Annotated in this window: 22 protein-coding genes, 2 tRNA genes and 1 pseudogene; 4 read left to right on the top strand and 21 right to left on the bottom strand. The window is 60.5% G+C overall.

Translation table 11 applies throughout. The annotated features are described in order from the left end of the window. Positions 1-86: 86 nt before the first annotated feature. From rplI to rnr, 6 genes are all read right to left on the bottom strand, one after another. Entirely contained in the window at positions 87-533 is a 447-nt protein-coding gene (gene rplI, locus AC07V9_RS14725) for a 50S ribosomal protein L9 (RefSeq protein WP_495016427.1), read from the bottom strand. 20 nt (positions 534-553) lie between these two features. Further along, positions 554-1,450, bottom strand: a complete 897-nt coding sequence (locus AC07V9_RS14720; RefSeq protein ID WP_495016426.1) for a hypothetical protein — start codon at positions 1,448-1,450, stop codon at positions 554-556. Between the two features lie 41 nt (positions 1,451-1,491). After that, entirely contained in the window at positions 1,492-1,722 is a 231-nt protein-coding gene (gene rpsR, locus AC07V9_RS14715) for a 30S ribosomal protein S18 (RefSeq protein ID WP_037015707.1), read from the bottom strand. Positions 1,723-1,750: 28 nt separating this feature from the next. Beyond that, on the bottom strand, positions 1,751-2,173 hold the full coding sequence (gene rpsF, locus AC07V9_RS14710) for a 30S ribosomal protein S6 (RefSeq protein ID WP_062379020.1): 423 nt from the start codon (positions 2,171-2,173) through the stop codon (positions 1,751-1,753). A 319-nt stretch (positions 2,174-2,492) separates the two neighbouring features. Further along, positions 2,493-3,251: a 23S rRNA (guanosine(2251)-2'-O)-methyltransferase RlmB gene (gene rlmB / locus AC07V9_RS14705; protein WP_495016425.1), complete on the bottom strand. Its 759-nt coding sequence runs from the start codon at positions 3,249-3,251 to the stop codon at positions 2,493-2,495. Continuing rightward, the gene (gene rnr, locus AC07V9_RS14700; RefSeq protein WP_495016424.1) at positions 3,248-5,854 is read right to left on the bottom strand and encodes a ribonuclease R; all 2,607 of its coding nucleotides are present in this window, start codon (positions 5,852-5,854) and stop codon (positions 3,248-3,250) included. Before rnr ends, rlmB begins: the two co-directional genes overlap by 4 nt. A 227-nt stretch (positions 5,855-6,081) precedes the next feature. Between rnr and AC07V9_RS14695 the strand changes: the two genes are divergently transcribed. Both AC07V9_RS14695 and AC07V9_RS14690 read left to right on the top strand, forming a co-directional pair. Continuing rightward, positions 6,082-6,168: transfer RNA gene (locus tag AC07V9_RS14695), tRNA-Leu, on the top strand. A 222-nt stretch (positions 6,169-6,390) separates the two neighbouring features. After that, positions 6,391-6,477, top strand: a tRNA-Leu gene (locus AC07V9_RS14690). 147 nt (positions 6,478-6,624) lie between these two features. On the opposite strand, the gene AC07V9_RS14685 is transcribed toward AC07V9_RS14690, so the two are convergent. From AC07V9_RS14685 to AC07V9_RS14625, 13 genes and pseudogenes are all read right to left on the bottom strand, one after another. Next, complete coding sequence (locus AC07V9_RS14685; protein WP_495016450.1) at positions 6,625-7,329, bottom strand: methyl-accepting chemotaxis protein; 705 nt, start codon at positions 7,327-7,329, stop codon at positions 6,625-6,627. 201 nt (positions 7,330-7,530) lie between these two features. After that, a pseudogene (locus AC07V9_RS14680) lies at positions 7,531-7,743 on the bottom strand (methyl-accepting chemotaxis protein); the annotation flags it as partial. A 966-nt stretch (positions 7,744-8,709) separates the two neighbouring features. Further along, on the bottom strand, positions 8,710-10,002 hold the full coding sequence (locus AC07V9_RS14675; RefSeq protein ID WP_495016423.1) for an adenylosuccinate synthase: 1,293 nt from the start codon (positions 10,000-10,002) through the stop codon (positions 8,710-8,712). 55 nt (positions 10,003-10,057) lie between these two features. Further along, positions 10,058-11,245, bottom strand: a complete 1,188-nt coding sequence (locus AC07V9_RS14670; RefSeq protein WP_495016422.1) for an ATP phosphoribosyltransferase regulatory subunit — start codon at positions 11,243-11,245, stop codon at positions 10,058-10,060. Between the two features lie 295 nt (positions 11,246-11,540). Beyond that, positions 11,541-12,410, bottom strand: a complete 870-nt coding sequence (gene hflC / locus AC07V9_RS14665) for a protease modulator HflC (RefSeq protein WP_495016421.1) — start codon at positions 12,408-12,410, stop codon at positions 11,541-11,543. Further along, a complete protein-coding gene (gene hflK, locus AC07V9_RS14660; protein ID WP_495016420.1) occupies positions 12,410-13,585 on the bottom strand; it encodes an FtsH protease activity modulator HflK in 1,176 nt (391 codons plus the stop codon). Before hflK ends, hflC begins: the two co-directional genes overlap by 1 nt. Before the next feature lie 96 nt (positions 13,586-13,681). Further along, on the bottom strand, positions 13,682-14,983 hold the full coding sequence (gene hflX / locus AC07V9_RS14655) for a ribosome rescue GTPase HflX (RefSeq protein WP_495016419.1): 1,302 nt from the start codon (positions 14,981-14,983) through the stop codon (positions 13,682-13,684). A 12-nt stretch (positions 14,984-14,995) separates the two neighbouring features. Further along, positions 14,996-15,256 carry an RNA chaperone Hfq gene (gene hfq / locus AC07V9_RS14650; protein ID WP_339448568.1) on the bottom strand — a complete coding sequence of 87 codons (261 nt, stop codon included), beginning with the start codon at positions 15,254-15,256 and terminating at the stop codon, positions 14,996-14,998. 90 nt (positions 15,257-15,346) lie between these two features. Beyond that, entirely contained in the window at positions 15,347-16,318 is a 972-nt protein-coding gene (gene miaA / locus AC07V9_RS14645; RefSeq protein WP_495016418.1) for a tRNA (adenosine(37)-N6)-dimethylallyltransferase MiaA, read from the bottom strand. After that, positions 16,318-18,306 carry a DNA mismatch repair endonuclease MutL gene (mutL, locus tag AC07V9_RS14640; RefSeq protein ID WP_495016449.1) on the bottom strand — a complete coding sequence of 663 codons (1,989 nt, stop codon included), beginning with the start codon at positions 18,304-18,306 and terminating at the stop codon, positions 16,318-16,320. Before mutL ends, miaA begins: the two co-directional genes overlap by 1 nt. Positions 18,307-18,314: 8 nt before the next feature. Further along, a complete protein-coding gene (locus AC07V9_RS14635) occupies positions 18,315-19,754 on the bottom strand; it encodes an N-acetylmuramoyl-L-alanine amidase (RefSeq protein WP_495016417.1) in 1,440 nt (479 codons plus the stop codon). 2 nt (positions 19,755-19,756) lie between these two features. Beyond that, a complete protein-coding gene (gene tsaE / locus AC07V9_RS14630) occupies positions 19,757-20,227 on the bottom strand; it encodes a tRNA (adenosine(37)-N6)-threonylcarbamoyltransferase complex ATPase subunit type 1 TsaE (RefSeq protein ID WP_495016416.1) in 471 nt (156 codons plus the stop codon). Continuing rightward, positions 20,215-21,711, bottom strand: a complete 1,497-nt coding sequence (locus AC07V9_RS14625) for an NAD(P)H-hydrate dehydratase (protein WP_495016415.1) — start codon at positions 21,709-21,711, stop codon at positions 20,215-20,217. The genes tsaE and AC07V9_RS14625 overlap by 13 nt, the downstream gene beginning before the upstream one ends. Before the next feature lie 62 nt (positions 21,712-21,773). Here AC07V9_RS14625 and queG point away from each other — a divergent pair, with 62 nt between their 5' ends. Continuing rightward, the gene (gene queG, locus AC07V9_RS14620; protein ID WP_495016414.1) at positions 21,774-22,883 is read left to right on the top strand and encodes a tRNA epoxyqueuosine(34) reductase QueG; all 1,110 of its coding nucleotides are present in this window, start codon (positions 21,774-21,776) and stop codon (positions 22,881-22,883) included. A gap of 156 nt (positions 22,884-23,039) precedes the next feature. Here queG and AC07V9_RS14615 read toward each other — a convergent pair whose 3' ends face one another. Together AC07V9_RS14615 and orn are read right to left on the bottom strand one after the other, a co-directional pair. Beyond that, complete coding sequence (locus tag AC07V9_RS14615; protein ID WP_495016413.1) at positions 23,040-23,651, bottom strand: trimeric intracellular cation channel family protein; 612 nt, start codon at positions 23,649-23,651, stop codon at positions 23,040-23,042. A 134-nt stretch (positions 23,652-23,785) separates the two neighbouring features. Further along, on the bottom strand, positions 23,786-24,322 hold the full coding sequence (gene orn, locus AC07V9_RS14610) for an oligoribonuclease (RefSeq protein WP_495016412.1): 537 nt from the start codon (positions 24,320-24,322) through the stop codon (positions 23,786-23,788). Between the two features lie 113 nt (positions 24,323-24,435). Between orn and rsgA the strand changes: the two genes are divergently transcribed. Continuing rightward, on the top strand, positions 24,436-25,467 hold the full coding sequence (gene rsgA / locus AC07V9_RS14605) for a small ribosomal subunit biogenesis GTPase RsgA (protein ID WP_495016411.1): 1,032 nt from the start codon (positions 24,436-24,438) through the stop codon (positions 25,465-25,467). Positions 25,468-25,546: the final 79 nt, after the last annotated feature.

The following is a 25,546-nucleotide window of genomic DNA, read 5'->3' as shown; positions in this document are numbered from 1 at the left end:
ACAGGAACGCGCCCTTTGTTGACCGACTGACGAACACGTCGCCAGCCGATCGGGACTTCAGCACCAAGGCGCCGAAATCAAGCAGCTTACGCAGCCACCACGACAACGCGGACGGTAGCTTCAACGTCGCTGTGCAGGTGCACGGCAACGTCGTACTCGCCGACGTTACGGATGGTGCCGTTCGGCAGACGAACTTCAGCTTTGGCCACTTCAACGCCAGAGGCGGTCAGTGCGTCAGCGATGTCGTGAGTACCGATCGAACCGAACAGCTTGCCTTCGTCACCGGCGGTGGCAGTGATGGTCACTTCCAGTTCGCCCAGTTGAGCAGCGCGAGCTTCAGCCGAAGCTTTCTTCTCGGCAGCTGCTTTTTCCAGCTCGGCACGACGCTCTTCGAAAGCAGCCAGGTTGGCAGCGGTCGCAGCGGTGGCTTTGCCGAAAGGCAGCAGGTAGTTACGGCCGTAACCAGCCTTAACGTTTACTTTGTCGCCCAGGTTGCCCAGATTGGCGATTTTTTCCAGCAGGATCAGTTCCATTTGGTAATAACCTCTTAACTTTAACCTTCACCGTTCGCAGAACCGTTATCGGCATCTTTCGACGCCATGCGGCCGCGAAAATCAATCAGGCTGTCGACAATGGCAAACACCACCAGCAACGGATAAATCAGCTGCATGAACAGCAACAACGTGACGTACAACCCCACCAGCCAGAACCGTGTCAGGTGCTTTGCAGCGACCAGACCGTGAATCAGGGCCAGGCCCGCGAACGCCAGCGGCACGCTGCACAACGGTGTCAACATCGCCAGCTGCGGGCCGAAATTCGGCGCAACCAACATGCACACCAGCAGCACCAGCATCGGTGCCCGCGGGAGTCTCAGGCTGCGAAATTCGCGCCCGAAACCGCCCGGGTTATACAACAACGCCTGCCAGTAACGCCCAAGGATCAGGCATACCACGCTGACGATCTGCAACACCGCTGCAATCAGGCCATTGAGGACCGGCGTAATCAGTGCTCCCAGACGCGCTCGCTCTTCTACCGACATCTGTTGGTAGACATCACCGAAGACGTGAGGCAGGAGTTTCTGCAACTCCCCCGCCATGGCTTCGATGGGCTCGCGGAAAACCGCTCCCAGGATCACGCCATACAACAATCCAAGTCCCACGCTGACCAGCAGCACGCGGACCCAGGACTCGCTGGCGCGCAACAGCGCTGCCAACCCCCATGACCCCAGCAACACCATCAGGGTGCGAGGATCACCGAAATACCACCAGGCAAAAGCCGGTAGCAGAGCCCAGGCAAGGACGCCCGTGGCGTCGCTCAACCCGCGCCGCAGGAGCACAAGGCAACCTGCAGCAGCACTCAACCAGAACAACAGCGGCAGTGCCGCACATCCAGCCACTACCAGAGTGGCCTGCACGCGACCGCGCATGATGAAGTCAGCCATGGCGCGCATGCGATCTATCCCTAACTGCGTTTTGTCGACTGAACCTGGTCTCAGCGGCCGTGGCTGTCGGTGTAGGCCAGCAGGGCCAGGAAGCGGGCGCGCTTGATAGCGGTAGCCAGCTGACGCTGATAACGAGCTTTGGTACCAGTAATGCGGCTAGGAACGATCTTGCCGGTTTCAGATACGTAGGCTTTCAGGGTGTTGAGATCTTTGTAGTCGATCTCTTTAACGTTTTCTGCGGTGAAACGGCAGAACTTACGACGACGGAAGAAACGTGCCATGTAATTGGCTCCTCAAAAGGTCCGTGGATTACTCGTCAGCGTTATCGCTGTTGTCGCTGTCATCACTGTCAACGCCTTCAGCGTCGGAGTGCTCAGGACGGTCGCGACGCTCACGGCGCTCACTGCGGTTTTCTTCAGCCTTGAGCATCTCGGACTGGCCAGTAACGGCTTCGTCGCGACGGATGACCAGGTTACGGATCACGGCATCGTTGTAACGGAAGTTGTCTTCCAGCTCGGCCAGGGCCTTGCCAGTGCACTCAACGTTCAGCATCACGTAGTGAGCCTTGTGAACATTGTTGATTGCGTAGGCCAGTTGACGACGGCCCCAGTCTTCCAGACGGTGGATCTTGCCGCCGTCTTCTTCGATCAGCTTGGTGTAACGCTCAACCATGCCGCCGACTTGCTCGCTCTGGTCCGGGTGAACCAGAAAGATGATTTCGTAATGACGCATGAATGCTCCTTACGGGTTGTAGCCTGCCGCCAAGGCGGTCAGACAAGGAGTGAAAAACACGGGTTTATCTTGCACAGGGACAGGCACATCGGCGCCTGCCATGACAGCAAGGGGCGCAATTGTAGAGAAGGGGCGGGAACGGCGCAAGGCAATTGGTGATTATTTGAACAGTGAAGTTGTAACACACGCAGCACATACGGCACGTAGACCTGTGGGAGCGAATTCATTCGCGAAAGGCTGGTACAGGACGGCGCATTTGTATCGCCTGAAATACCGCCTCGCGAATGAATTCGCCCCCACAAGGCAGATTCTGCAGCGATTATTTCTTCGAAGCAGCCTTCACACTGCGCTGACGCATGGCCTCGAACAGGCACACGCCCGTCGCGACCGAAACGTTAAGGCTGCTGACGCTGCCGGCCATCGGCAGGCGCACGAGGTAGTCGCAATGCTCGCGGGTCAGGCGGCGCATGCCTTTGCCTTCGGCACCCATGATCAGGATCGTCGGGCCGGTCAGGTCCTGCTGATACAGTTCCTGCTCGGCTTCGCCAGCCGTACCGACCACCCACAGACCGCGCTGCTGGAGTTTTTCCAGCGTGCGGGCCAGGTTGGTGACTGCAACGAGCGGAATCACTTCCGCCGCGCCACAGGCGACTTTTCGTACAGTCGGCGTCAAGGTCGCGGACTTGTCCTTCGGCACGATCACCGCCAGCGCGCCGGCAGCGTCCGCCGTACGCAAGCACGCGCCCAGGTTATGCGGATCGGTTACGCCGTCGAGCACCAGAATCAGTGGCGCGACTTCGGTGCGATCGAGCAACTCGTCGAGCATCGCCTCACCCCAGACCTGGCTCGGGCTCACGTCCGCGACCACGCCCTGGTGCACGCCCTCAACCCAGGCATCCATTTCGCGACGCTCAGCCTGTCCAACCTGCACGCGATTCTGCGCTGCCAAATCGATCAGCACCTGCACGCGCGGATCGCTGCGCCCTTCAGCCAGCCAGATTTGCTTGACTCGCTTTGGGTGATGACGCAACAGCGCTTCTACAGCATGAACGCCGTAGATTTTTTCCAACTGACTCATGACGTAGCCTTAGGTTTACGTGATCCACCGCTTTTAGGTGCCGACTTCGATGGCCCCTTGCGATGTTTGCTTGGCTTGGATGCGGAATCACCCTTGCCAGCGGCGGGCTTGCCACCACTCTTGGCTTCGGCCAGGAGGTTCTTTTTCATCTCGCGGCTCTTGCGAACTTCGGCGTTCTTGGCCGCGGCATCGCTGGCGCGGTATGCCTCTGGCTCCTTGGCTGCCCGACGGCTCGGCTTGGAAAGAGTGGTTTTTTCCTTCTCTTTCTCAGCCTTGCGGGCAGGAGCAGCGGCAGGCGCAGGCGCAGGCTCGGCGGCCTTGCGCTTGCGACCGGCCGGCATTGCTGCCGCAGCCTTCTCCGACATTTCGAAGTCGATCTTGCGCTCGTCGAGGTCGACACGCATCACGCGCACTTCCACGGTATCGCCCAAACGGAAGCTGCGCCCGGTGCGCTCGCCCGCCAGACGGTGATGGACAGGGTCGAAATGGTAGTAATCACCCGGCAGCGCGGTGACGTGGACCAGACCTTCGACATAGATATCGGTCAGTTCGACGAACAGGCCAAAACCGGTCACGGCAGTGATCACGCCCGGGAAAGATTCGCCTACGCGGTCCTTCATGAACTCGCACTTGAGCCAGTTGGTAACGTCGCGGGTGGCCTCGTCGGCACGGCGCTCGCTCATCGAACACTGCTCGCCCAGCTGCTCCAGCGCCGCCTCGTCGTACGGGTAGATGCGCGCTTTCGGAATCGCCGCACCACCGGCACGACGCACGTGCGGGGTATCTTGCTTGGAGCGGATCACACTGCGAATGGCGCGGTGGGTCAGCAGGTCCGGGTAGCGACGGATCGGCGAGGTGAAGTGCGTGTACGCCTCGTAATTCAGGCCGAAGTGGCCGTTGTTATCCGAGGTGTACACCGCCTGGCTCAACGAACGCAGCATCACGGTCTGGATCAGGTGGAAGTCCGGGCGATCCTTGATCGACTCCAGCAACGCCTGATAATCCTTCGGCGACGGACCATCCTTGCCCTTGTGCAGGGACAGACCCAGCTCACCCAGAAAGGCACGCAGTTTTTCCAGGCGCTCTGGCGGCGGGCCGTCGTGAACGCGGTACAACGCAGGAATCTCGTGCTTTTTTAGGAATTCGGCGGTGGCCACGTTGGCGGCCAGCATGCACTCTTCGATCAGTTTATGAGCATCGTTGCGCGTGGTCGGGCGGATTTCCGCGATCTTGCGCTCGTTGCCGAAAATGATGCGGGTTTCCTGGGTTTCGAAATCGATGGCACCGCGCGTGTGGCGGGCGGCCAGCAGGACCTTGTACAGCGCATAGAGCTGCTTGAGGTCCGGCACGACTTCGCTGAATTCGCCACGAAGCTGTCTGGCTTCGGTGGTTTTCGGGTGTTCCAGAATCGAGCTGACCTTGTTGTAAGTCAGCCGCGCATGGGAGTGGATCACCGCCTCGTAGAAGACGTAATCGGTCATTTCGCCGGTTTTGGAGATGGTCATCTCACAGACCATGGCCAGGCGATCGACATGCGGATTCAACGAGCACAGGCCGTTGGAAAGCTCTTCAGGCAGCATCGGCACGACGCGCTCGGGGAAGTACACCGAGTTGCCACGCACCTGCGCCTCGGCATCCAGCGCCGAGCCGAGCTTGACGTAGCTGGAAACGTCGGCAATCGCCACGTACAGCTTCCAGCCGCCGGAGAACAGACGCAGCTTGCCGGGTCTGGCTTCACAGTAAACGGCGTCGTCGAAGTCGCGGGCATCTTCGCCGTCGATGGTGACGAACGGCAGGTGGCGCAGGTCGACGCGGTGCTCTTTGTCCTTCTCCTGCACTTCAGGCTTGAGCTTGGCGGCTTCCTTGACCACGGCTTCCGGCCAGACGTGAGGGATGTCATAGGTGCGCAGTGCGACATCGATCTCCATGCCCGGCGCCATGTAGTTACCGACGACCTCGACCACATCGCCCTGAGGCTGGAAGCGCGGGGTCGGCCAGTGGGTGATCTTCACCTCGACGAACTGACCGACACGGGCGTCGGCGTTACGACCCGGCGTGACCAGCACTTCCTGCTGGATCTTGGGGTTGTCCGCGACGACGAAGCCAATGCCCTGCTCTTCGAAATAGCGACCGACGATGGTTTCGTGCGCGCGCGAAACAACTTCGACAATGACGCCTTCGCGGCGACCACGACGGTCCAGGCCGGAAACCCGGGCCAGCGCACGGTCGCCGTCGAACACCAGACGCATTTGCGCCGGGCTCATGAACAGGTCATCGGAGCCATCGTCCGGCACCAGGAAACCGAAGCCGTCACGGTGGCCGCTGATGCGACCCAGGATCAGGTCCAGCTTATCCACAGGCGCGTAGGTGCCACGTCGGGTGTAGATCAGTTGCGCGTCGCGCTCCATGGCGCGCAGACGTCGGCGCAGGGCCTCGATCTGGTCTTCGGTCGTCAGGCCAAATTCTTGCACCAGTTCTTCACGGGCAGCGGGCGAACCGCGCTCGGAGAGGTGCGCCAGAATCAGCTCACGGCTAGGAATGGGGTTTTCGTATTTTTCCGCTTCACGAGCGGCCTCGGGATCGAGGGACTGCCAATCGGCCATTAGAATGAATTCACCTTATCTGTATGCAATTAGTTTGGCATATACCCGATTGAAACGCGAAGGCAGCGTTCATTGAGGTTTTTTGCTATTTCAAAAAAAATTTACATCGAGGGGTTTACAGCCCCGAATCTCCTCCGTAAGATGCGCCCCACAACGACGGCACACGCCACGTTGTAGTTGAAATCAAACGGCTTTTTCAAGCATTAGCCGAGTGAAATCAACGAGTTGCCCAGATGGTGAAATTGGTAGACACGCCAGCTTCAGGTGCTGGTGACCTTACGGTCGTGGAAGTTCGAGTCTTCTTCTGGGCACCAATTCAACAAAACCGAGCCAAGTGCTCGGTTTTGTGCTTTCTGGGGTTTGCAAACTCCGCCCTGCAGAAACAGCCCTGAGCGTAGATCACTTCCCCTGCCCTGTCCTCATCCGTCAGTTTGCTGCCGATTTTCGACAGCTGTTCAAGCGGTTGCGTCCCGCCGATCAAAAAAACTAAAAATTCTGTTGCATCAAAACGAAAAATCTAATTAAATCAGCGCCATGCCCAGGTGGTGAAATTGGTAGACACGCCAGCTTCAGGTGCTGGTGACCTTACGGTCGTGGAAGTTCGAGTCTTCTCCTGGGCACCAAACAAACAAAACCGAGCCAAGTGCTCGGTTTTGTGCTTTCCGGGGTTTGAAAATTTATCTATGCCCCCTTCAAGTGCGGCTTGCCGACGGAGGCGATTTCACTCACGCCACCGTCGGCAAGCCGATATCTACAGAAGCACCACCTCTCTAAGCGCGGAACTGCCCCAAACTCGCTTTCAGTTGCGCCGCCAGTTTATCCAGCGTCTTGCCGCTGGCCGTGGTTTCGACAACCGCCTGCGCAGCCTTTTCTGCCTGAGCATGGATCACCTCCACTCGGCCCCTAACGGCCTGCGCACCTTTGGCCTGATGCTCGGCGGCACGTGTCGCCAATCCGATCGCAGCGTGAACTTGCTCCACTGACGACTGAACGCTTTGCTGCAGACGCGCGCTGTCGCGAAGCACCTCAAGCCCTTCCTTGGCCTGACGCCCGGCCAGACCAATCGTCGCCACCGCTTCCTTGGCACCGGATTGCAGCTTGGTAATGTGCTCCTGAATATCGCCGGTCGAGCTTTGGGTCTTGCTCGCCAGCGCGCGAACCTCATCGGCTACCACCGCGAAGCCGCGGCCGGTTTCGCCTGCGCGCGCCGCTTCGATAGCGGCGTTGAGCGCGAGCAGGTTGGTTTGCTCGGCGATGCCGTGGATCACTTCCAGCACCACTTCGATCTGTTCACTTTGCTGAGCCAGACGCTCGATAACCTGCGCCCCGGCATCCACTTGTCCGGCAAGCGCCTCGATCAGATTGCCCACCTGGTTGGAGGTGCGCGTGTTCTCGTCGGTGGCTTGGCGAATATCCACCACCTGTTGCAACGCCGCCTGCATCGCCTGGCTTTCAGCCTGAGCCTCGTCGGCCATTTGCGACAACGCCTGCAGGCTGGCAGCCACCTCGTCACGCTGCAACTCGGCGGCCACATTGGCGCCTGCGTTGCGCTTGCTCATTGCGCCGATTTCGACACCGGTCTGCTGCGCGACATCACCTGCCTCACGGACGATCGGCTGAAGTTTGTCGACAAATCGGTTTACCGCCGCGGCCATGTCACCAATCTCATCATTACTGTTGAGTTTGACCCGCTTGGTCAGATCACCCTCGCCCGCCGCCAAGTCATCGAGCGCGCGATTAAGCAATTGCAAACGCAGCACGACGCGACGCCCCAGCACTACCGCCAACACCAGCAAAACGCACAGCCCCACCAGCGCCAGGCCCACGCCTATTCTCCAGCGCAGCGTCGAGGCGGCTTCCTGCACCGTTGAGCTGGTGTTGGTAGCCATCGCAGACGCCGCACCCTGAGCGGTTTGCAGACGAGAACGCAGCGCCGCGGAGCTTTCCGCTGCGGCACCACCCAGACTGTCGGACACCAGTTGCTCGCCATTGCCGATCAACGCCGTAAAACGCTTGTCCAGCGCCGCCAGATCCGCCTCCACCGAAGCCGTCGACACACCCATGCGCACCTTGCCGATCTCGACGCCGTTAGGGCTGATCGAGGCCTCGACGTAGTAAACCGAGGGGTCGTTCTGTGCGGCGTTAAGGACCTTGTCCATGGCCCGCTCGCCTTCGCCCCTGGCCAGCAGATTCTTGATCGACTCGTTGTCGCGGTTCAGGTAGCGGGTCAGATGCTCGCCCTGCGCGTCGTCGTACACCACGAACAGCACATTGGGATTGCGCTGGGCGCGACGTGCGAATTCGGAGAGAGTCGGCGTGTCGTTGTCCCACATCGCACGCGGGGCAACAGCGGCGAGCAGCTCGGCCATGTCGGTTGCCGAGTCCTTGAGGGTTTTCTCCAGGGTTGCGCGAAGTTGCTTCTGCTCATCCTTGAGGCGCGCCGACAAACCTGCGCTCAAACGCTGACGGGTGTTCTGGGAAAGTGTGTCTAGACTGGACGTGACGTCGCGGCTCGCCTGCCCAAGCTCCCCCGACAAGTGTTGCGAATCTACACCCAGGCGCGCGGCCAGATCCGCTTCGAGGGCGGTAACAGTGCTCCGGGTAAGGGCGACAGCCACCAGGACCTGCACCAAAAGAGCGATGCCAAGAGCAATGAATACGGGCCGCAGCAGGCGGCTGCGCAGAAGCGATAGGACGGCTGACATTGTAGATTCCCCGACAACAAACGCCATTAAAGTGATGGCATCTCTAATGGGTTGTTTTATAGCAAGGGCCGTGCCGTTCTGCCGATATGAATCACACGTGCATAAAAAAGGGGTCGCAGATGCGACCCCTCTTTGTATATCAACGACTTATCAAGCGAATGGGTGACGCAAAACGATGGTCTCGTTGCGATCCGGGCCCGTCGAAATAATGTCGATCGGTGCGCCGACCAGCTCTTCCAGACGCTTGATGTAAGCGCGCGCGTTGGCTGGCAGCTCCTCCAGGGTTTTCGCGCCCAGGGTCGATTCGGTCCAGCCGGGCACTTGCTCGTAAACCGGCTCCAGGCCGATGTAGCTGTCGGCGTCGGTCGGAGCATCGATTACCGCACCGTTTTCGTTCTTGTAACCCACACAGATGTTGATGGTTTCAAGACCGTCCAGCACGTCCAGCTTGGTCAGGCAGATGCCCGAGATGCTGTTGACGTCGATGGCGCGACGCAGAATGACGGCGTCGAACCAGCCGCAACGGCGGGCACGGCCGGTGGTCGCACCGAACTCGTGACCACGCTTGGCCAGGAACGCGCCCACGTCGTCGAACAGCTCAGTCGGGAACGGACCGGACCCGACGCGAGTGGTGTACGCCTTGGTGATACCCAGGATGTAGTCGATAAACATCGGGCCCACACCGGAACCGGTGGCGATGCCGCCCGCCGTGGTGTTGGAGCTGGTCACGTACGGGTAGGTACCGTGGTCGATGTCCAGCAGCGAACCTTGGGCGCCTTCGAACATGATGTCTTTGCCGGCACGACGCATTTCATGCAACGCAGCGGTAACGTCGAGCATCATCGGCTTGAGCAGCTCGGCGTATTCCATGCACTCGTCGAGTGTCTTCTGGAAGTCGACCGCAGGCTCTTTGTAGTAATTGACCAGCACGAAGTTGTGGTAATCCAGCAGCTCGCCCAGCTTGGCGGCGAAACGCTCGCGGTGGAACAGGTCACCGATGCGCAGGCCACGACGTGCAACCTTGTCTTCGTAGGCCGGGCCGATGCCACGACCGGTGGTACCGATCTTGTGCTCGCCACGGGCTTTTTCACGCGCCTGGTCCAGCGCCACGTGGTAGGACAGGATCAGCGGGCAAGACGGGCTGATGCGCAGACGCTCGCGCACTGGAATGCCTTTTTCTTCCAGCTTGGTGATTTCACGCATGAGTGCGTCAGGCGCCACGACGACACCGTTACCGATCAGGCACTGCACGCCTTCGCGCAGGACGCCGGACGGAATCAGGTGCAGAACGGTTTTCTCACCATCGATCACCAGGGTGTGACCGGCGTTGTGGCCGCCTTGATAGCGAACTACCGCGGTAGCATGTTCGGTCAGCAGATCAACGATCTTGCCTTTGCCCTCATCACCCCACTGGGTGCCCAGGACTACGACATTCTTACCCATAACACTTGTCCTCATTCACGCAAACTTGGGTGCCGGCTGCAGCCGGCTGGAAAACTCAAGAGGCCAGCGGCAGTACCTGCCAAAGCTCGCCGTGCTGAATCAATTGCCGATCGCAGTCGGCTTCTTTCGCTGCCGAAACCTGCTGGCCCGGCAGTGCCTGAACCACGCGATGACCTTCGCTGCGCAGCTGGCAGACTTTCTGCCAGAGTGCCGCATCGGTGCTGTCAGGCATCCAGATACCGCCAGACGGTAGCTCGATCTGTGCCTGCCCCAGCGTGACCAGGGTTTTCAAATCGGTGGAGAAGCCCGTTGCCGGACGCGCACGACCGAAGTCGGCACCGATGTCATCGTAACGACCGCCTTGGGCGATCGACTGGCCGACCCCCGGCACGAACACCGCGAACACCACACCGGTATGGTAGTGATAGCCGCGAAGCTCGCCGAGGTCGAAGTACAACGGCAGTTCCGGGAAACGCGCCGACAGCCGCTCGGCGATTTCCACCAGGTCATCCAGCGCATCGATCACCGGCGCCGGCGCCTTGGCCAGACGCTCGCGAGCCGCCGCCAAGACTTCACGGCCGCCACACAGATCGACCAGCGCACGCAGCATCGCTGCGAGATCCGCCGACAGGTTGGCAGTCAGGGCGATGACTTCGTCGATCGCCTTGCGCTGCAACGCGTCAAACAGCTGCTGCTCGACTTCTCCCGACAGACCGGCCGCACGGGCCAGACCGCGGTAGATACCGACATGGCCCAGGTCCATATGGACGTCAGGCACGTCCGCCAGCTTCAGCATAGCCAGCATCAGGCTGATGACTTCGACGTCACTGCTCGGGCTGGCATCGCCATACAACTCGGCGCCCAGTTGAATAGGGCTACGCGAGGACGACAGTGCGCGAGGCTGCGCATGCAGCACGCTACCGGCATAGCATAGGCGGTTCGGGCCTTCGCGGCGCAGGGTGTGCGCGTCGATGCGGGCAACCTGCGGCGTGATGTCCGCGCGAAAACCCATCTGCCGTCCCGATTGCGGGTCGACGACCTTGAAGGTGCGCAGATCCAGATCCTGGCCAGCACCTGTGAGCAGTGATTCCAGGTATTCAATGTGCGGGGTGACGACGAACTCATAGCCCCAGCTCTGAAACAGATCCAACACCTGACGACGCGCCACTTCTATGCGCGCAGCTTCCGGCGGCAGTACTTCCTCGATGCCATCCGGCAGCAGCCAGCGGTCAACCGTTGCCATTACGCCTTTCCCCTATGATCCGGGCGGCCAACCCTTGGGCAAGCCTTGAGTGAAGCAGACAGTGCTCTGCGGGCGTCATTTTCAGGGCATTCACGCCTGAGCCTTCTGCCTCGCAGCATTGCGAACACTGTCCTCGAAAAAACTGCCGCGCACGAAACACGCCACGGCCAATCAATCGTGTAGACGCAAAAAAGCCGGGAATTTCCCGGCTGCCGCATCATACACACGTTTTGCCGCGCGATCACCCCGCCGGACAGTTTTGCCGCCCGGCGGAGTGGCCATTCACGGTGTGCGCTTACGGTTTGGCTTTTTCCAGATAGCGAAAGAATTCGCTGTTCGGGTCCAGCACCATCACGTCACTTTTGCTCGCAAAGCTTTCACGGTAGGCACGCAGGCTACGATAGAACGCGTAGAACTCCTGGTCCTGACCGTAGGCCTTGGAATAGATGGCAGCGGCTTGTGCATCGCCATCACCACGGGCTTCCTCGGACTCACGATAGGCTTCGGCCAGCAGCACGCGGCGCTGACGATCGGCGTCGGCACGGATGCCTTCGGCCAGCTCGTTACCCTTGGCGCGATGCTCGCGGGCTTCACGCTCACGCTCGGTGCTCATACGTTCGAACACGCTGCGGTTTACTTCCTTCGGCAGGTCGATGGCTTTGACCCGAACATCGATGACTTCGATGCCCAGTTCTTTTTCGGCCATTTTATTCAACGCTGCGGTGATGTCCGCCATCAGTGCGTCACGCTCACCCGACACGGCTTCGTGCAGGGTGCGCTTGCCGAACTGGTCACGCAGCCCGGATTCAAGGCGGCGCGACAGGCGCTCGTCGGCGATTTGCTTGAGGCCCGATGTCGCGGTGTAGAAACGCTCAGCGTCCTTCACGCGCCATTTGGCGTAGGCATCGACCATCACGGCTTTCTTTTCCAGGGTCAGGAAACGCTGAGTCGGCGCATCCAGCGTCAGCAGACGACCGTCGAACTTGCGCACCTGGTTCACGTAAGGAACCTTAACATGCAGGCCCGGTGGAACATCAGCCTGAACCACGCGACCGAACTGCAGCAATACCGCACGCTCGGTCTGAGCAACGATGTAGAAGCTGTTCCACGCCACAACGGCGAGCACGACACAGACAATCAGGGCGACCAGAGATTTATTGCTCATCAGCGAGTCTCCCTAGTGCGCGTGTCACGTTGCTGTTGCATGTCCGCAGCCCGGGAACCCGGATCGACGACGGTGGCCGAAGCTCCGCCCGACGAGGATGCCGAACCGTTACGACTGCCTTCGATCATCTTGTCCAGAGGCAGGTAAAGCAGGTTGTTCTGACCCTTGTCACCGGTCACGAGCACCTTGCTGGTGTTGGTGAAGACTTCTTGCATGGTTTCCAGATACAGACGTTCGCGAGTGACCTCTGGCGCCTTGCGATACTCGGCGACCAGCTTGGTGAAGCGATCAGCCTCACCCTTGGCGCGCGAAATCACTTCGTCGCGGTAGCCGTTGGCGTCTTCGAGGATGCGCTGGGCCTGACCACGTGCTTCCGGGATCACACCGTTGGCATAGGTTTCGGCCTGGTTACGGGAACGCTGCTCGTCTTCACGGGCGCGGATCACGTCATCGAAGGCTTCCTGGACTTCACGCGGCGCAGCAGCGCTCTGCACGTTCACCTGGGTCACGGTAATACCGGTGCGATAGGTGTCGAGGAAACGCTGAAGGCGCTCCTTGATCTCGCTGGCCATCAGCTCACGGCCTTCGGTCAGCACCTGGTCCATCGCGGTCGAACCGACGACATGGCGCAGGGCGCTTTCGGTGGCGTGCTGCAGGCTGACTTCAGGCTGATCAACGTTCAGCACGAAATCCTGCAGGTTGGTGATCTTGTACTGCACGGTCAGAGGCACTTCGACGATGTTCTCGTCTTCGGTAAGCATCTGGCCCTGCTTGCTGTACGCACGTTCGCGCGTCACGTTTTCGAGGTACTTGCGATCGAACGGCGGGAAGTAGATGTTCAGACCCGAACCGACAGTTTCGTAGTATTTGCCGAAACGCAGGACGACCGCCTGCTCTTGCTCGTCGACCACGTAGATCGCGTTGTAGAGCCAGATTGCGAGCAGCACGACCAGGCCGATGCCGAGCAGGCCAAAACCGCCGCCCTTGCCCGAACTCCCGCTGCCGCCGCCATCACCGCTGCGTTTTTTTCCACCACCGAACAACCCATTCAGGCTTTCCTGCAGCTTTCGGAAGGCCTCGTCGAGATCCGGTGGCCCCTTGCGGTCGCCGCCCTTGCGTTTGCCGCCCCAGGGATCCTGATTATTCGAGTTGCCACCCGGCTCATTCCAAGCCATAGCGCTCTCCATCTGATAAAGCAAAGACGCGCCCACGGCGCGCCGACCAATGCTACAGAATGCCTGTCAAAGCAGCACAACCGCTTCGAAAGGCTTTTATTGCAAAGTGTGTTGCTCGATGAATTCCAGCGGCTGCAGTCCTTCGCGACTCACCAGGCGATTGAATTCAACTCGGGGCAGACGTACCGCCAACAGGCTTTGGCCTTCCTCATCATGCTCTTCGCTCTGAACCGCTCCCAGCTGGAAAAACTGGGCGCGCAACCGGGCAAAGCGTTGCGACAGGCACAGCGTGCCAATGAACAGATCGTCCCCCAACAGCTCGGCAATGGCTTGCTTGAGCAAGTCCAGGCCACGACCGTCACGTGCAGACACCCAGACCCGTTGCGGTTTGCCATCGGCATCGCGCTGGATCTGCGGCTCGACCCCCTCGAGCAAATCGAGTTTGTTATAGACCTCCAGCATCGGCAAGTCCTGGGCACCGATCTCGCCCAGAACCGCCATCACCTGCTCGATCTGCTCCATGCGGTCGGGCTCGTGAGCGTCGATCACATGCAGCAAGAGGTCCGAGTTGCTCGACTCTTCGAGCGTAGCCCGGAACGCCTCGACCAGCTTGTGCGGCAGATGGCGGATGAAGCCCACCGTATCGGCCAGCACGATCGGCCCCAGGTCGTTCAGTTCGAGACGGCGCAGGGTCGGGTCAAGGGTGGCGAACAGCTGGTCAGCAGCGTAGACGTCGGAATCGGTCACCGCATTGAACAGCGTTGATTTACCGGCGTTGGTGTAGCCCACGATGGAGACAGTGGGAATATCGGCACGGGAACGGCCGCGACGGGCCTGGTCACGCTGGCTGCGGACCTTTTCCAGACGGCCCTTGATCTGACGCAGGCGCACCCGCAGCAGACGACGGTCTGTTTCGAGCTGGGTTTCACCCGGACCACGCAGGCCGATACCACCGCCCTGACGCTCAAGGTGAGTCCAGCCACGAACCAGACGTGTGCTCATGTGCTCAAGCTGTGCCAGCTCGACCTGCAACTTGCCTTCATGAGTCCGCGCACGCTGGGCGAAGATATCGAGAATCAGGCCCGTACGGTCAAGCACGCGACACTCGAAAACACGTTCGAGGTTACGTTCCTGACTGGGCGTAAGGACATGATTGAAAATGACCAGATCGGTTTTTTCGGCATGGACCAGGTCGCGCAATTCCTCGACCTTGCCGCTGCCTACCAGAAACTTGGCGGTTGGCCGATGCCGTGGCACGTTGATAAACGCAACGATATCGGCACCTGCCGAAAGCGCCAGCTCCCGGAACTCCTGCGGATCTTCGCGCGCCTCAGGGTCCTGACCATCCAAATGAACGAGGATCGCCCGCTCACCACCACCGTGGCGCTCAAAGAACAAGGCAGACTCCTATCAGGCGTTACCTGGCTCAGCGTCACCCGCTTCGGATTCGGACGCGCTAGGCAGACGAATTGGACGAACCGGAACAACGGTCGAGATGGCGTGCTTGTAAACCATTTGGCTGACGGTGTTCTTCAGCAAAATTACGAACTGGTCGAACGACTCGATCGTGCCTTGCAGCTTGATGCCGTTGACCAGGTAGATCGAAACCCCAACCTTTTCTTTACGCAAAGTGTTCAGGTAAGGGTCTTGTAGCGAATGCCCTTTTGACATGTGCCGCACTCCTTTAAGGATCAATAGAATAAATTTGAAAACATTGGCTTGGGCCGTTACCCCCCAAGGATAGACGGCTATTGCAAGGACTCAGCCCAATATGGAGGCCGATCCCAGGTATTTCAAGGTGCGTGGCAGATTGTCGCAAGCCAGGCTGTCCAACCAGTGTAAATTTTCCCAGCTTCGTAACCAGGTGAACTGTCTTTTGGCCAGCTGGCGCGTGGCGATGATGCCGCGTTCCTGCATCTCGTCGCGGGTCAGCTTGCCATCCAGATGATCCCAGACCTGGCGATACCCTACAGCTCTTATAGACGGTAAGTTCGAGTGCAGGTCGCCCCTCGAACGTAACGCTACGACTTCTTCAACGAATCCTTCATCAAGCATTTGCCCGAAACGTAGCGCGATTCGGTCGTGCAGTACCTTGCGATCCTGAGGTGCAATCGCCAGATTTGCGACAGTATAGGGCAATTGATGCCGCCCCGAAGCGCCAGCTTGAGCACTTTGCGCACTTTGTTGCTCACGGTGTGCGGTCATGCTCATCCCGCTGACCCGATACACTTCCAGCGCACGTACCAGCCGCTGGGGGTCGTTGGGGTGAATCCGCGCTGCCGAAACCGGGTCGATACTCGCCAGCTCATCGTGCAATGCCTGCCAGCCATGACTCGCCGCTTCGGCCTCCAGTTGCGCGCGAACCTGGGCATCGGCGGCCGGCATGTCTGCCAGGCCCTCCAATAGAGCCTTGAAATACAACATGGTGCCACCCACCAGCAGGGGAATTTTTCCTCTGGCGGTGATTTCAGCCATGGCGTGCAACGCGTCGGTGCGAAAATCCGCCGCCGAATAGCTCTCGGACGGGTCAAGGATATCGATCAGCCGATGCGGATACTCATCCAGAAGCGCTTTTGAAGGTTTGGCGGTACCGATGTCCATGCCGCGATAAACCAGCGCCGAATCGACGCTGATCAGTTCGCAAGGCAGCACCTTGGTCAGCTCGATGGCCAGATCGGTTTTGCCAGCGGCAGTCGGCCCCATCAGAAAGATGGCCGGGGGATACGCACTCATCAGCGACCGCGCAGAAACAGTTTGTCGAGATCGTCCATACCCAGTTGGGTCCAGGTCGGTCGTCCGTGATTGCACTGACCGCTGCGCTCGGTGTTTTCCATATCGCGCAGCAGGCCGTTCATTTCCGGAATCGCCAGACGCCGGTTGGCGCGCACCGCGCCGTGGCAGGCCATGGTGCCGAGCAGTTCGTTCATGTGCGCCTGCACCCGGTCGCTGGTGCCGTATTCCATCAGATCAGCCAGCACGTCATGCACCAGGCGATTGGCCTCGGCTTGCTTGAGCAATGCCGGGATCTGCCGAATCGCCAGGCTTTCAGGGCCCAGACGCTGCAATTCGAAACCCAATTGCTGGAAGGTGGCCATGTGCTCTTCCGCGCAATCGGCTTCACGCTGACTGACCGCGATCGACTCCGGCACCAACAGCGGCTGGCCACTGAGGCCCTCGCTGGCCATGGCGATCTTCAGGCGCTCGTACATGATGCGTTCGTGGGCCGCGTGCATGTCCACCAGCACCATGCCGTGGGCGTTTTCGGCGAGGATATAAATGCCTTTGAGCTGAGCCAGCGCGTAGCCCAGCGGTGGTATATCGCCTTGGGATTCAGGCAGCGCAACGCCTGCGCCAGCCGCCGGGCTGTCTTGTGCACCTGGCAGCGGCGCGAAGAATGTGCTGTAGGCAGCGCGGGCCTCTTCGGCAGGCAGCACCGACGACGGCCTTGGCGTGTACTGATACTGATAACCCGCACCACTGCCAGAACCCGCGACCGGGCTCGCTCCGGCGCTGCTCGGCGCATTCCACGCTGAGCCCTGCGGGGTTTCCAGCACGTTATTGGCCAGACGCATTTCGCCCTGCGGCCCGAATTCGCCCGCCTCAGGCCCGCTAGGACGCACCAGCGCGGTGACTGACGTGGTGCCGGCCACTTGGTCTTCAGGACGCACATCACCCAGCGCGCGGTGCAGCGTGCCATAAAGGAAGTCATGCACCATGCGCCCGTCACGGAAGCGGACTTCGTGCTTGGTCGGGTGCACGTTGACGTCGACCACTGCCGGGTCGACCTCGAAAAACAGCACGAACGTCGGATGACGGCCGTTGAACAACACGTCGCGATAAGCCTGACGCACGGCGTGGGCAACCAGTTTGTCGCGCACCGCACGGCCATTGACGAAGAAATACTGCAAGTCAGCCTGACTGCGCGAGAACGTCGGCAGCCCCACCCAACCCCATAGTTTCAGGCCATTGCGCTCGACTTCGATCGGCAGCGCCTGCTCAAGAAAACCCGGCCCGCACACTGCCGAAACGCGTCGTGCGCGGGCAACGTCATCACGGGCTTCGTGCAGGCTGAGGACAGTCTTGCCGTTATGGCGCAGATGGAAAGCCACGTCGAAACGCGCCAAGGCCATACGCTTGATCACTTCTTGCAGGTGATCGAACTCGGTTTTCTCGGCCTTGAGGAACTTGCGTCGAGCCGGGGTGTTGAAGAACAGGTCGCGGACCTCAACCGAGGTGCCCACAGGATGCGCAGCAGGCTGTACGCGAGAGGCCATGTCGCGGCCTTCTGTTTCCACCTGCCAGGCCTGATCGGCGTCGCGGGTGCGCGAGGTCAGCGTCAGGCGCGCGACGGAACTGATCGACGCCAGTGCCTCGCCCCGGAACCCGAGGCTCATGACCCGCTCGAGATCTTCCAGCTCACGGATCTTGCTGGTGGCGTGACGGGCCAGCGCCAGCGGCAGGTCATCGGAGGAGATCCCGCCACCGTCGTCGCGCACGCGTAGCAGCTTGATGCCAGCTTGCTCGACGTCGACATCGATGCGGCGGGCGCCGGAGTCGAGGCTGTTTTCCAGCAACTCCTTGATCACCGACGCAGGGCGCTCGACCACCTCGCCGGCCGCGATCTGGTTAGCCAGGCGCGGGCTGAGCAACTGGATGCGCGCAGCCTGGGCCGCCGGGCTGTCAGCGCCTGCAGAAACGTCGAAACCCTGTTCGTCGAGCAACAGATCACTCACGGCTCACCCGCCAGTTCCGCACTCGGAATCTTCAATTGCTGGCCAACCCGCAGCTCATCGGAGCTCAGGCCGTTGGCCGAGCGCAGCGTTGCCATGCTCATGTCGTAGCGCGCCGAGAGCATGCTCAGCGACTCCCCAGGGCGCACAGTGTGCTCGTGCGGGCCCATGGCCAGCTTGCCGTTGTCACGCAGCCAGGCAATGTAAGTGCCCTGCGGCGGATTCTGCTGGAAGAACTGCTTCACGCCCGCCGTGATCGAGCGCGCCAACGCCTGCTGGTGGCTGGCACCTTGTAGCTTGCTGGCTTCGGCAGAGTTGGAAATGAAGCCGGTCTCGACCAGGATCGACGGAATGTCCGGTGACTTGAGCACCATGAAGCCTGCTTGCTCGACCCGCGACTTATGCAGCGAAGTCACGCGACCGATGTTGGTCAGTACCTTCTGGCCCACGTTCAGGCTGGAGGTCAGCGAAGCGGTCATCGAAAGGTCGAGCAATACGCCCGCCAGCATGCGGTCCTTGTCGTCCAGGCTCACAGCCCCGGCCCCACCGATCAAGTCGGAGCGGTTTTCACTGTCGGCCAGCCAGCGCGCAGTCTCGGACGTAGCGCCGCGATCGGACAAGGCAAACACCGACGCACCGAACGCTGCCGACGAAGGCGCCGCGTCCGCATGGATCGAGACGAACAGGTCGGCCCCCTTGGCGCGGGCGATTTCGGTGCGTTTACGCAGCGGAATGAAGTAGTCGCCAGTACGGGTCAGTTCGGCGCGGTAGCCTTTCTCGGCACTGATCTGGCGCTGAAGCTCCTTGGCGATCGACAGCACGACGTTCTTTTCTTTCTCCCCGCGACTGCCCGAAGCGCCAGGGTCTTCGCCGCCGTGGCCAGCATCGATCACAACCACGATGTCGCGCTTGCCGTTGGGCACAGGGGGCAATTTGATTTCAGGCTTGGACGGGCTGACCGGCACAGCGGGAGTCGCCGGCGCCACGGTAGCGGGCGTGTCCGCGACGGTTGGCGTCGGGTTGGCGTCCGCCGGGTTGTCGTACAGATCGACCACCAGACGGTTGCCGTACTGCGCGTTCGGCGCCAGCGTGAAGCTTTTCGGGGTGACGGCCTTTTTCAGGTCGATGACCACGCGCAGGTCGTCCGGCGTGCGCTGCGCTGAACGCATGCTGGTGATCGGCGTGTTGGCCGTAGGAATATTCAGCGCGCCGCCCAGCGTGGCGCCGTTGATGTCGATGACCAGACGGTCCGGAGACTGAAGGGTGAAGACGCTATGCTGTACCGGGCCGGACAGGTCAAAGACCAGCCGGGTGTTATCCGGCGCACGCCATAAGCGGACACTTCGTACCTGTGAGGCGGCAAACGCATCGACAGCCAATGTCGTCAGCAGCAGTCCAATCACAGAAACCAGCGCGCGCATGCGCATACCTAACCCCATATCTATTTGAATTCCAAAGCCAAAGCGGCACACCATGTCTCACCGCGCGAGCTTCTCGGGCTCAGAGTCAGCGCTCTACCTTCCGCGTGCGGCCTTATGGTAATGATCAGGTCGGGCTTTGGCAAAAAGCCTGCACCAAGATTGGGCCACTCGATCAGGCAAAGCGCTTTGCCTTCGAAATAGTCGCGTATGCCGAGGAATTCTAGCTCTTCTGGATCAACAAGTCGGTAAAGATCAAAGTGATACGCGCGATTTCTCCCAATTTCGTAAGGTTCTACCAGGGTAAAAGTTGGGCTTTTGACCGCGCCGGTGTGGCCCAAACCGCGGATGATTCCGCGCGAAAGCGTGGTCTTACCAGCGCCCAAATCCCCTTCCAGGAAAATAATCCCATTGCTTTCAGTGACTTGGGCAATCCGCGCACCAAAGTTGGTCATCGCCTCTTCACCCAACAGGTGCAGGGTTAACTCAGACACGGTTGTTGCTCCTCCAGCAGCTTGCGAATTTCAGGAATCAGATCAGCGGCAGCCATTCCGCGTCCGCTTGCCCCACATTTTTCTCCGGCCAGCGCGTGCAGCCAGACGCCAAGGCATGCGGCGTCGAATGCGGGCATTTTTTGCGCCAGCAAGGCGCCAATCAGCCCGGCCAGCACGTCGCCCAGCCCTCCGGTGGCCATTGCCGGGTGGCCATGATCGGCCAGCGCCAGTTCGCCTGCCGGGCTGGCGATCAGACTGCCGCTGCCTTTGAGCACGCAGACAGCGTTGTATTTTTTTGCCAGCGCCCGCGCGGCGGCGGGACGATCAGCCTGTATCTCTTGGGTGCTGACGCCGAGCAGACGCGCTGCCTCTCCCGGATGTGGGGTAATCACGCAATCTTTGGGCAGTTGCACCCGTCCGGCTGCCAATTGATTGAGGGCATCGGCGTCCCAGATCTGAGGACGCTCGGCGCTGGCGGCAGCAGACAACAGGCTGCGCCCCCAGGCGTGCTGCCCCAGGCCGGGCCCCACGACCAGCACACTGGCAGGTTCGATCAGCCCCATCAGTTGATTCGCCGAGCTGATCCCGGCGCTCATCACCTCAGGAACGCGCGCCAAGGCCGCGCTCACGTGCTCTGGACGAGTCGCCAACGTGACCATGCCCGCGCCGTTGCGCAAGGTGCTTTCAGTGGCCAGCAACGCCGCGCCGCCGAAGCCCAGATCCCCGCCAATCACCAGAACCCGGCCAAACATGCCTTTGTGGGCCGTGCGCGGACGAGGTTTGAGCCGGGGCAAATTAAATGTATCGAGACGTTTAACGCTGACAGGCGTCTGCGCGACGATTGCGGGATCGGCTTGCAGGTCATCGAAAACCAGCTCGCCGACCAGATCCGGCGCATCCGCGGTGAACAACCCGACCTTGAGGCCGATGAAGGTCACCGTCAGATCAGCCTGGATCGCCACGCCCAAGGTTCGGCCGGTGTCGGCGCAGAGCCCGGAAGGGATATCGACCGCCATGACCGGCAGGCCGCTGTCGTTGACCGCTTGAATCACCGAGGCGTAAGGATCGCGAACGTCACCCTTCAAGCCAGTGCCGAGCAACGCATCAACGACATTGCCCTTAAGCAGCTGCTGATTCCAGGGCTGGATGTCGACCTGTTCGCCCCGCGCTTCTTTATAAGCAGCCCCGGCATCGCCCTTCAACGCAGAACAATCGCCCACCGCCAGCACCGTCACCTGCCAGCCCGCGCGCTTGGCCAATGCAGCGATCAAATAGCCATCGCCTGCGTTGTTGCCATGGCCGGCCAACACAGTCAGTTGTTGCCCGTCCGGCCAGTGGCGACGGATTGCACGCCAGGCCGCATGGGCGGCGCGCTGCATCAATTCAAAGCCAGGCGTACCCGCTGCAATCAGTCGTGCGTCGAGGTCGCGGACCTGCGCGGCACTGTACAGTGCGTCGGGAAGTGGGGGTTTGCTGTGCAACATGCGTCTTTAGGCTCCGATGTCTGGCAGAATTATACGCACCTGCGCCCCGGTGTCCTCCTTGCATGTCCGCGATTACTGTAGATCCATCCACAAACCCAGCGCCCCTGACAGCTGCCGGGTTGGCCGAGCTTGCCCAATCGATCAAGGACTGGGGGCGCGAACTCGGCTTCCAGCAGGTTGGCATCTCGGGACTGGATCTGGCGGAACATGAGCAGCATCTTGAGCGCTGGCTCGAAGCCGGGTACCACGGCGAGATGGACTATATGGCAGCGCATGGCTGCAAACGTTCGCATCCCGACGAACTGGTGCCGGGTACGCTGCGGGTCGTGTCGCTGCGCATGGACTACCTGCCGGGCGATACGCAGATGGCGCAATTGCTCGCACAGCCGGAAAAAGCCTACGTCTCGCGTTACGCACTGGGCCGCGATTATCACAAGCTGATTCGCAAGCGCGTCCAGCAACTGGCCGAGCGGATTCAACAGCGCATAGGGCCCTTCGGCTTTCGCGCCTTCGTCGACAGCGCCCCCGTGCTGGAGAAAGCCATCGCCGAGCAGGCCGGGCTGGGCTGGATCGGCAAGAACACCCTGGTGCTCAATCGCAAGGCTGGCAGTTACTTCTTCCTGAGCGAGCTGTTCGTCGACCTTGCGCTGCCCACCGACGAACCCCATGCCAGCGAACACTGCGGCCGCTGCACTGCGTGCCTGGATGTATGCCCGACCAACGCGTTCGTCGGGCCCTACGTACTGGACGCCCGACGCTGCATCTCCTACCTGACCATTGAGCTGAAGACGTCAATCCCCAAAGAGCTGCGCTCAATGATCGGCAACCGCGTGTTTGGCTGTGACGATTGTCAGATTGTCTGCCCCTGGAACCGCTTCGCCCGTCCGACCGACCAGAACGACTTCAAGCCTCGTCATGGCCTGGATAATGCCGAGCTGACGACGCTGTTTTTGTGGGATGAAACGACCTTCCTCAGCAACACCGAAGGCTCGCCCCTGCGCCGCGCGGGGTATGAGCGGTGGCTGCGCAATCTGGCGGTGGGATTGGGCAACGCGCCGTCGAGCATCCCGGTGATCGAGGCGTTGAAGACGCGGCTGGATGACCCGTCAGAGATGGTTCGCGAGCATGTGGAGTGGGCGTTGCAGCAACATTCGAGCACAGACACTGCCTGAATGCAGGGTAAACGACCTGTGGGAGCGAATTCATTCGCGAGACGTCGGTACATCCAACCCATCTTCGTGACCTGAACATCGTTCGCGAATGAATTCGCTCCTACAGAGACTTCGCCGCATCGTGTATGGACGTTCAGGCCGTCCCATCGAAGCGACTCAATGCCCATCCTTGTAAACAAACTTGGGCATTTCCCAATGAAAGCGGATCGCCAGCAAACGCAGCAGTAACCCGCCAAACAGGGTAATCAACGTGCCCTGCTCGATCGGCAACCCCGTCCACTGACACAACAGAAAACACCAAGCCGCCGCAAACGAGACGCTGGCGTAAAGCTCGCGGCGGAAGATCAGCGGGATGTCGTTACAGAAGATGTCACGCAGGATGCCGCCGAAGGTCCCGGTGATCACCCCGCTGACCGCCGCGACCATCATGCTCAGGCCCATGTCCAGCGCGGTGGTGCAGCCAATCACAGTAAAGGCCACCAGACCCAGGGCATCGAGCACCAGAAACAACGAGCGCAAATGACGCATCAAAGGCGCGATGAAGATCGTCACCAACGCCGCGACACTGGTGAGAATCAGGTATTCCGGATGTTTGACCCACGTCAGCGGGTAATGCCCCAGCAGCACGTCGCGCACCGAGCCGCCACCCAGCGCTGTGATGCAGGCGATCAGCACCACGCCAAACCAGTCCATGCCACGCCGCCCGGCAGACAGCGCGCCGGTCATGGCTTCGGCAGTGATGGCGATCAGATAGAGCATCAACAGCATCGTGGCGATCCGTGCGAAATGAAGGCGTAGCTTAAAACGTGTAGGAGCGCGCTTGCCCGCGATAGCCATCCGCCTGTCAACGCTTGTTGACTGGCAAATGGTTATCGCAGCAAGCGCGCTCCTACCTGACGACGTCAGACCTTGATGAAGTGCTCGCGATAGAAACGCAGCTCGGCAATGGACTCACGAATGTCATCCAGCGCCAGGTGGGTGTTGCCTTTCTTGAACTTCAGCTCAGGCGACCAGCGCGCGGCCAGTTCCTTGAGCGTGGAGACGTCGAGGTTGCGATAGTGGAAGTAGTTTTCCAGGGTCGGCATGCGCTTATAAAGGAAGCGGCGGTCCTGGCAGATGCTGTTGCCGCAGATCGGCGAGCTGCGTTCAGGCACCCATTGCTTGATGAAGTCCAGGGTCATGGCCTCAGCTTGCGCAGTGGAAATCTGGCTCTCGCGCACGCGCTGGGTCAGGCCCGAGCCGCCGTGCTGACGGGTGTTCCACTCGTCCATGCCGTTGAGCAGCTCATCGCTCTGATGCACGGCGATGACCGGGCCTTCAGCCAGCGTGTTGAGTTCGCTGTCGGTGATGATGGTGGCCATTTCGATGATGACGTCGTTATCAGGGTCCAGACCGGTCATTTCCAGGTCGATCCAGATCAGATTCTGCTTGTTCTGCATATGTCGGCTCCTCAGCTTAGGCGCGCAGTTTAGCCTAAAGGGCATGCTAGACTCGCTCGCGCTTCATCAAATCAGCAGCTTTACGCGTCATCAAAACGGATCACTGAACACCCATGGCCAAACGCCAACTCAACCGCCGCCAAAACTGGCGCATCGAAAAGATTCAGGGCGAGCGCGCTGCTCGCGCCGCCAAACGTGAGTCGCAAGCCCTGGAAACGCTCGAAGGCGGCGATCTCGGCCCTGAGCAAACGGGGCTCGTGATCGCGCACTTCGGTGTGCAGGTGGAAGTCGAGGCGCAGGAAGGCGAGCTGAGCGGCCAGGTGTTCCGTTGCCATTTGCGCGCCAACCTGCCGGCATTGGTGACGGGCGACAAGGTGGTCTGGCGCGCCGGCAATCAGGGCATCGGCGTGATCGTCGCGCAACTGCCGCGCAATACTGAGCTGTGCCGCCCGGACACCCGTGGCCAGCTCAAACCGGTGGCGGCCAACGTCGACCTGATCGTCATCGTTTTCGCTCCGGCACCCGAGCCTCACGCCAATTTGATCGACCGTTATCTGGTGGCTGCCGAGCATTCGGGGATTCGCCCGTTGCTGCTGCTGAACAAGTACGACCTGATCAACGACGAGAACGCCCCGGCCCTGAACGCGCTGCTGGCGGTCTATCGCACCCTCGGCTATCCGGTGCTTGAGGTGTCCGCTCACCACGGCAATGGCATGCAACAACTGCAGGATTTGCTCGACGGCCACGTCAGCGTGTTCGTGGGTCAGTCGGGTGTGGGTAAGTCCTCGCTGGTCAACAGCCTGTTGCCCGAAGTAGGAACGCGGGTCGGGCCCTTGTCGGAATATTCCGGGCAAGGCACCCACACCACGACCACCGCGCGCCTGTTCCACTTCCCCCGTGGCGGCGATCTGATCGACTCCCCCGGCATCCGCGAATTCGGCCTGGGCCACGTCAGCCGCGCCGACGTCGAAGCAGGCTTCATCGAGTTCAACGACCTGATCGGACGCTGTCGCTTCCGCGATTGCAAACATGACCGCGAGCCGGGCTGTGCACTGCTCAAGGGGCTGGAGGATGGCCGCGTACAGCAGCAGCGGATGAACAGCTATCGCTCGATCATCGCGAGCTTGCCGGAAACCAGTTACTGAGCAGACGCACTGCACGCCTGTGGGAGCCGGCTTGCTGGCCCTTACAAGGTTTCCGCTCCCCATTGATGACAAACAAAAA

It is taken from the genome of Pseudomonas sp. GW821-FHT02A11 (genome assembly GCF_059421985.1).
The sequence above is the reverse complement of the archived record's forward strand: the minus strand, read 5'-3'. Positions and strand labels throughout refer to the sequence as shown.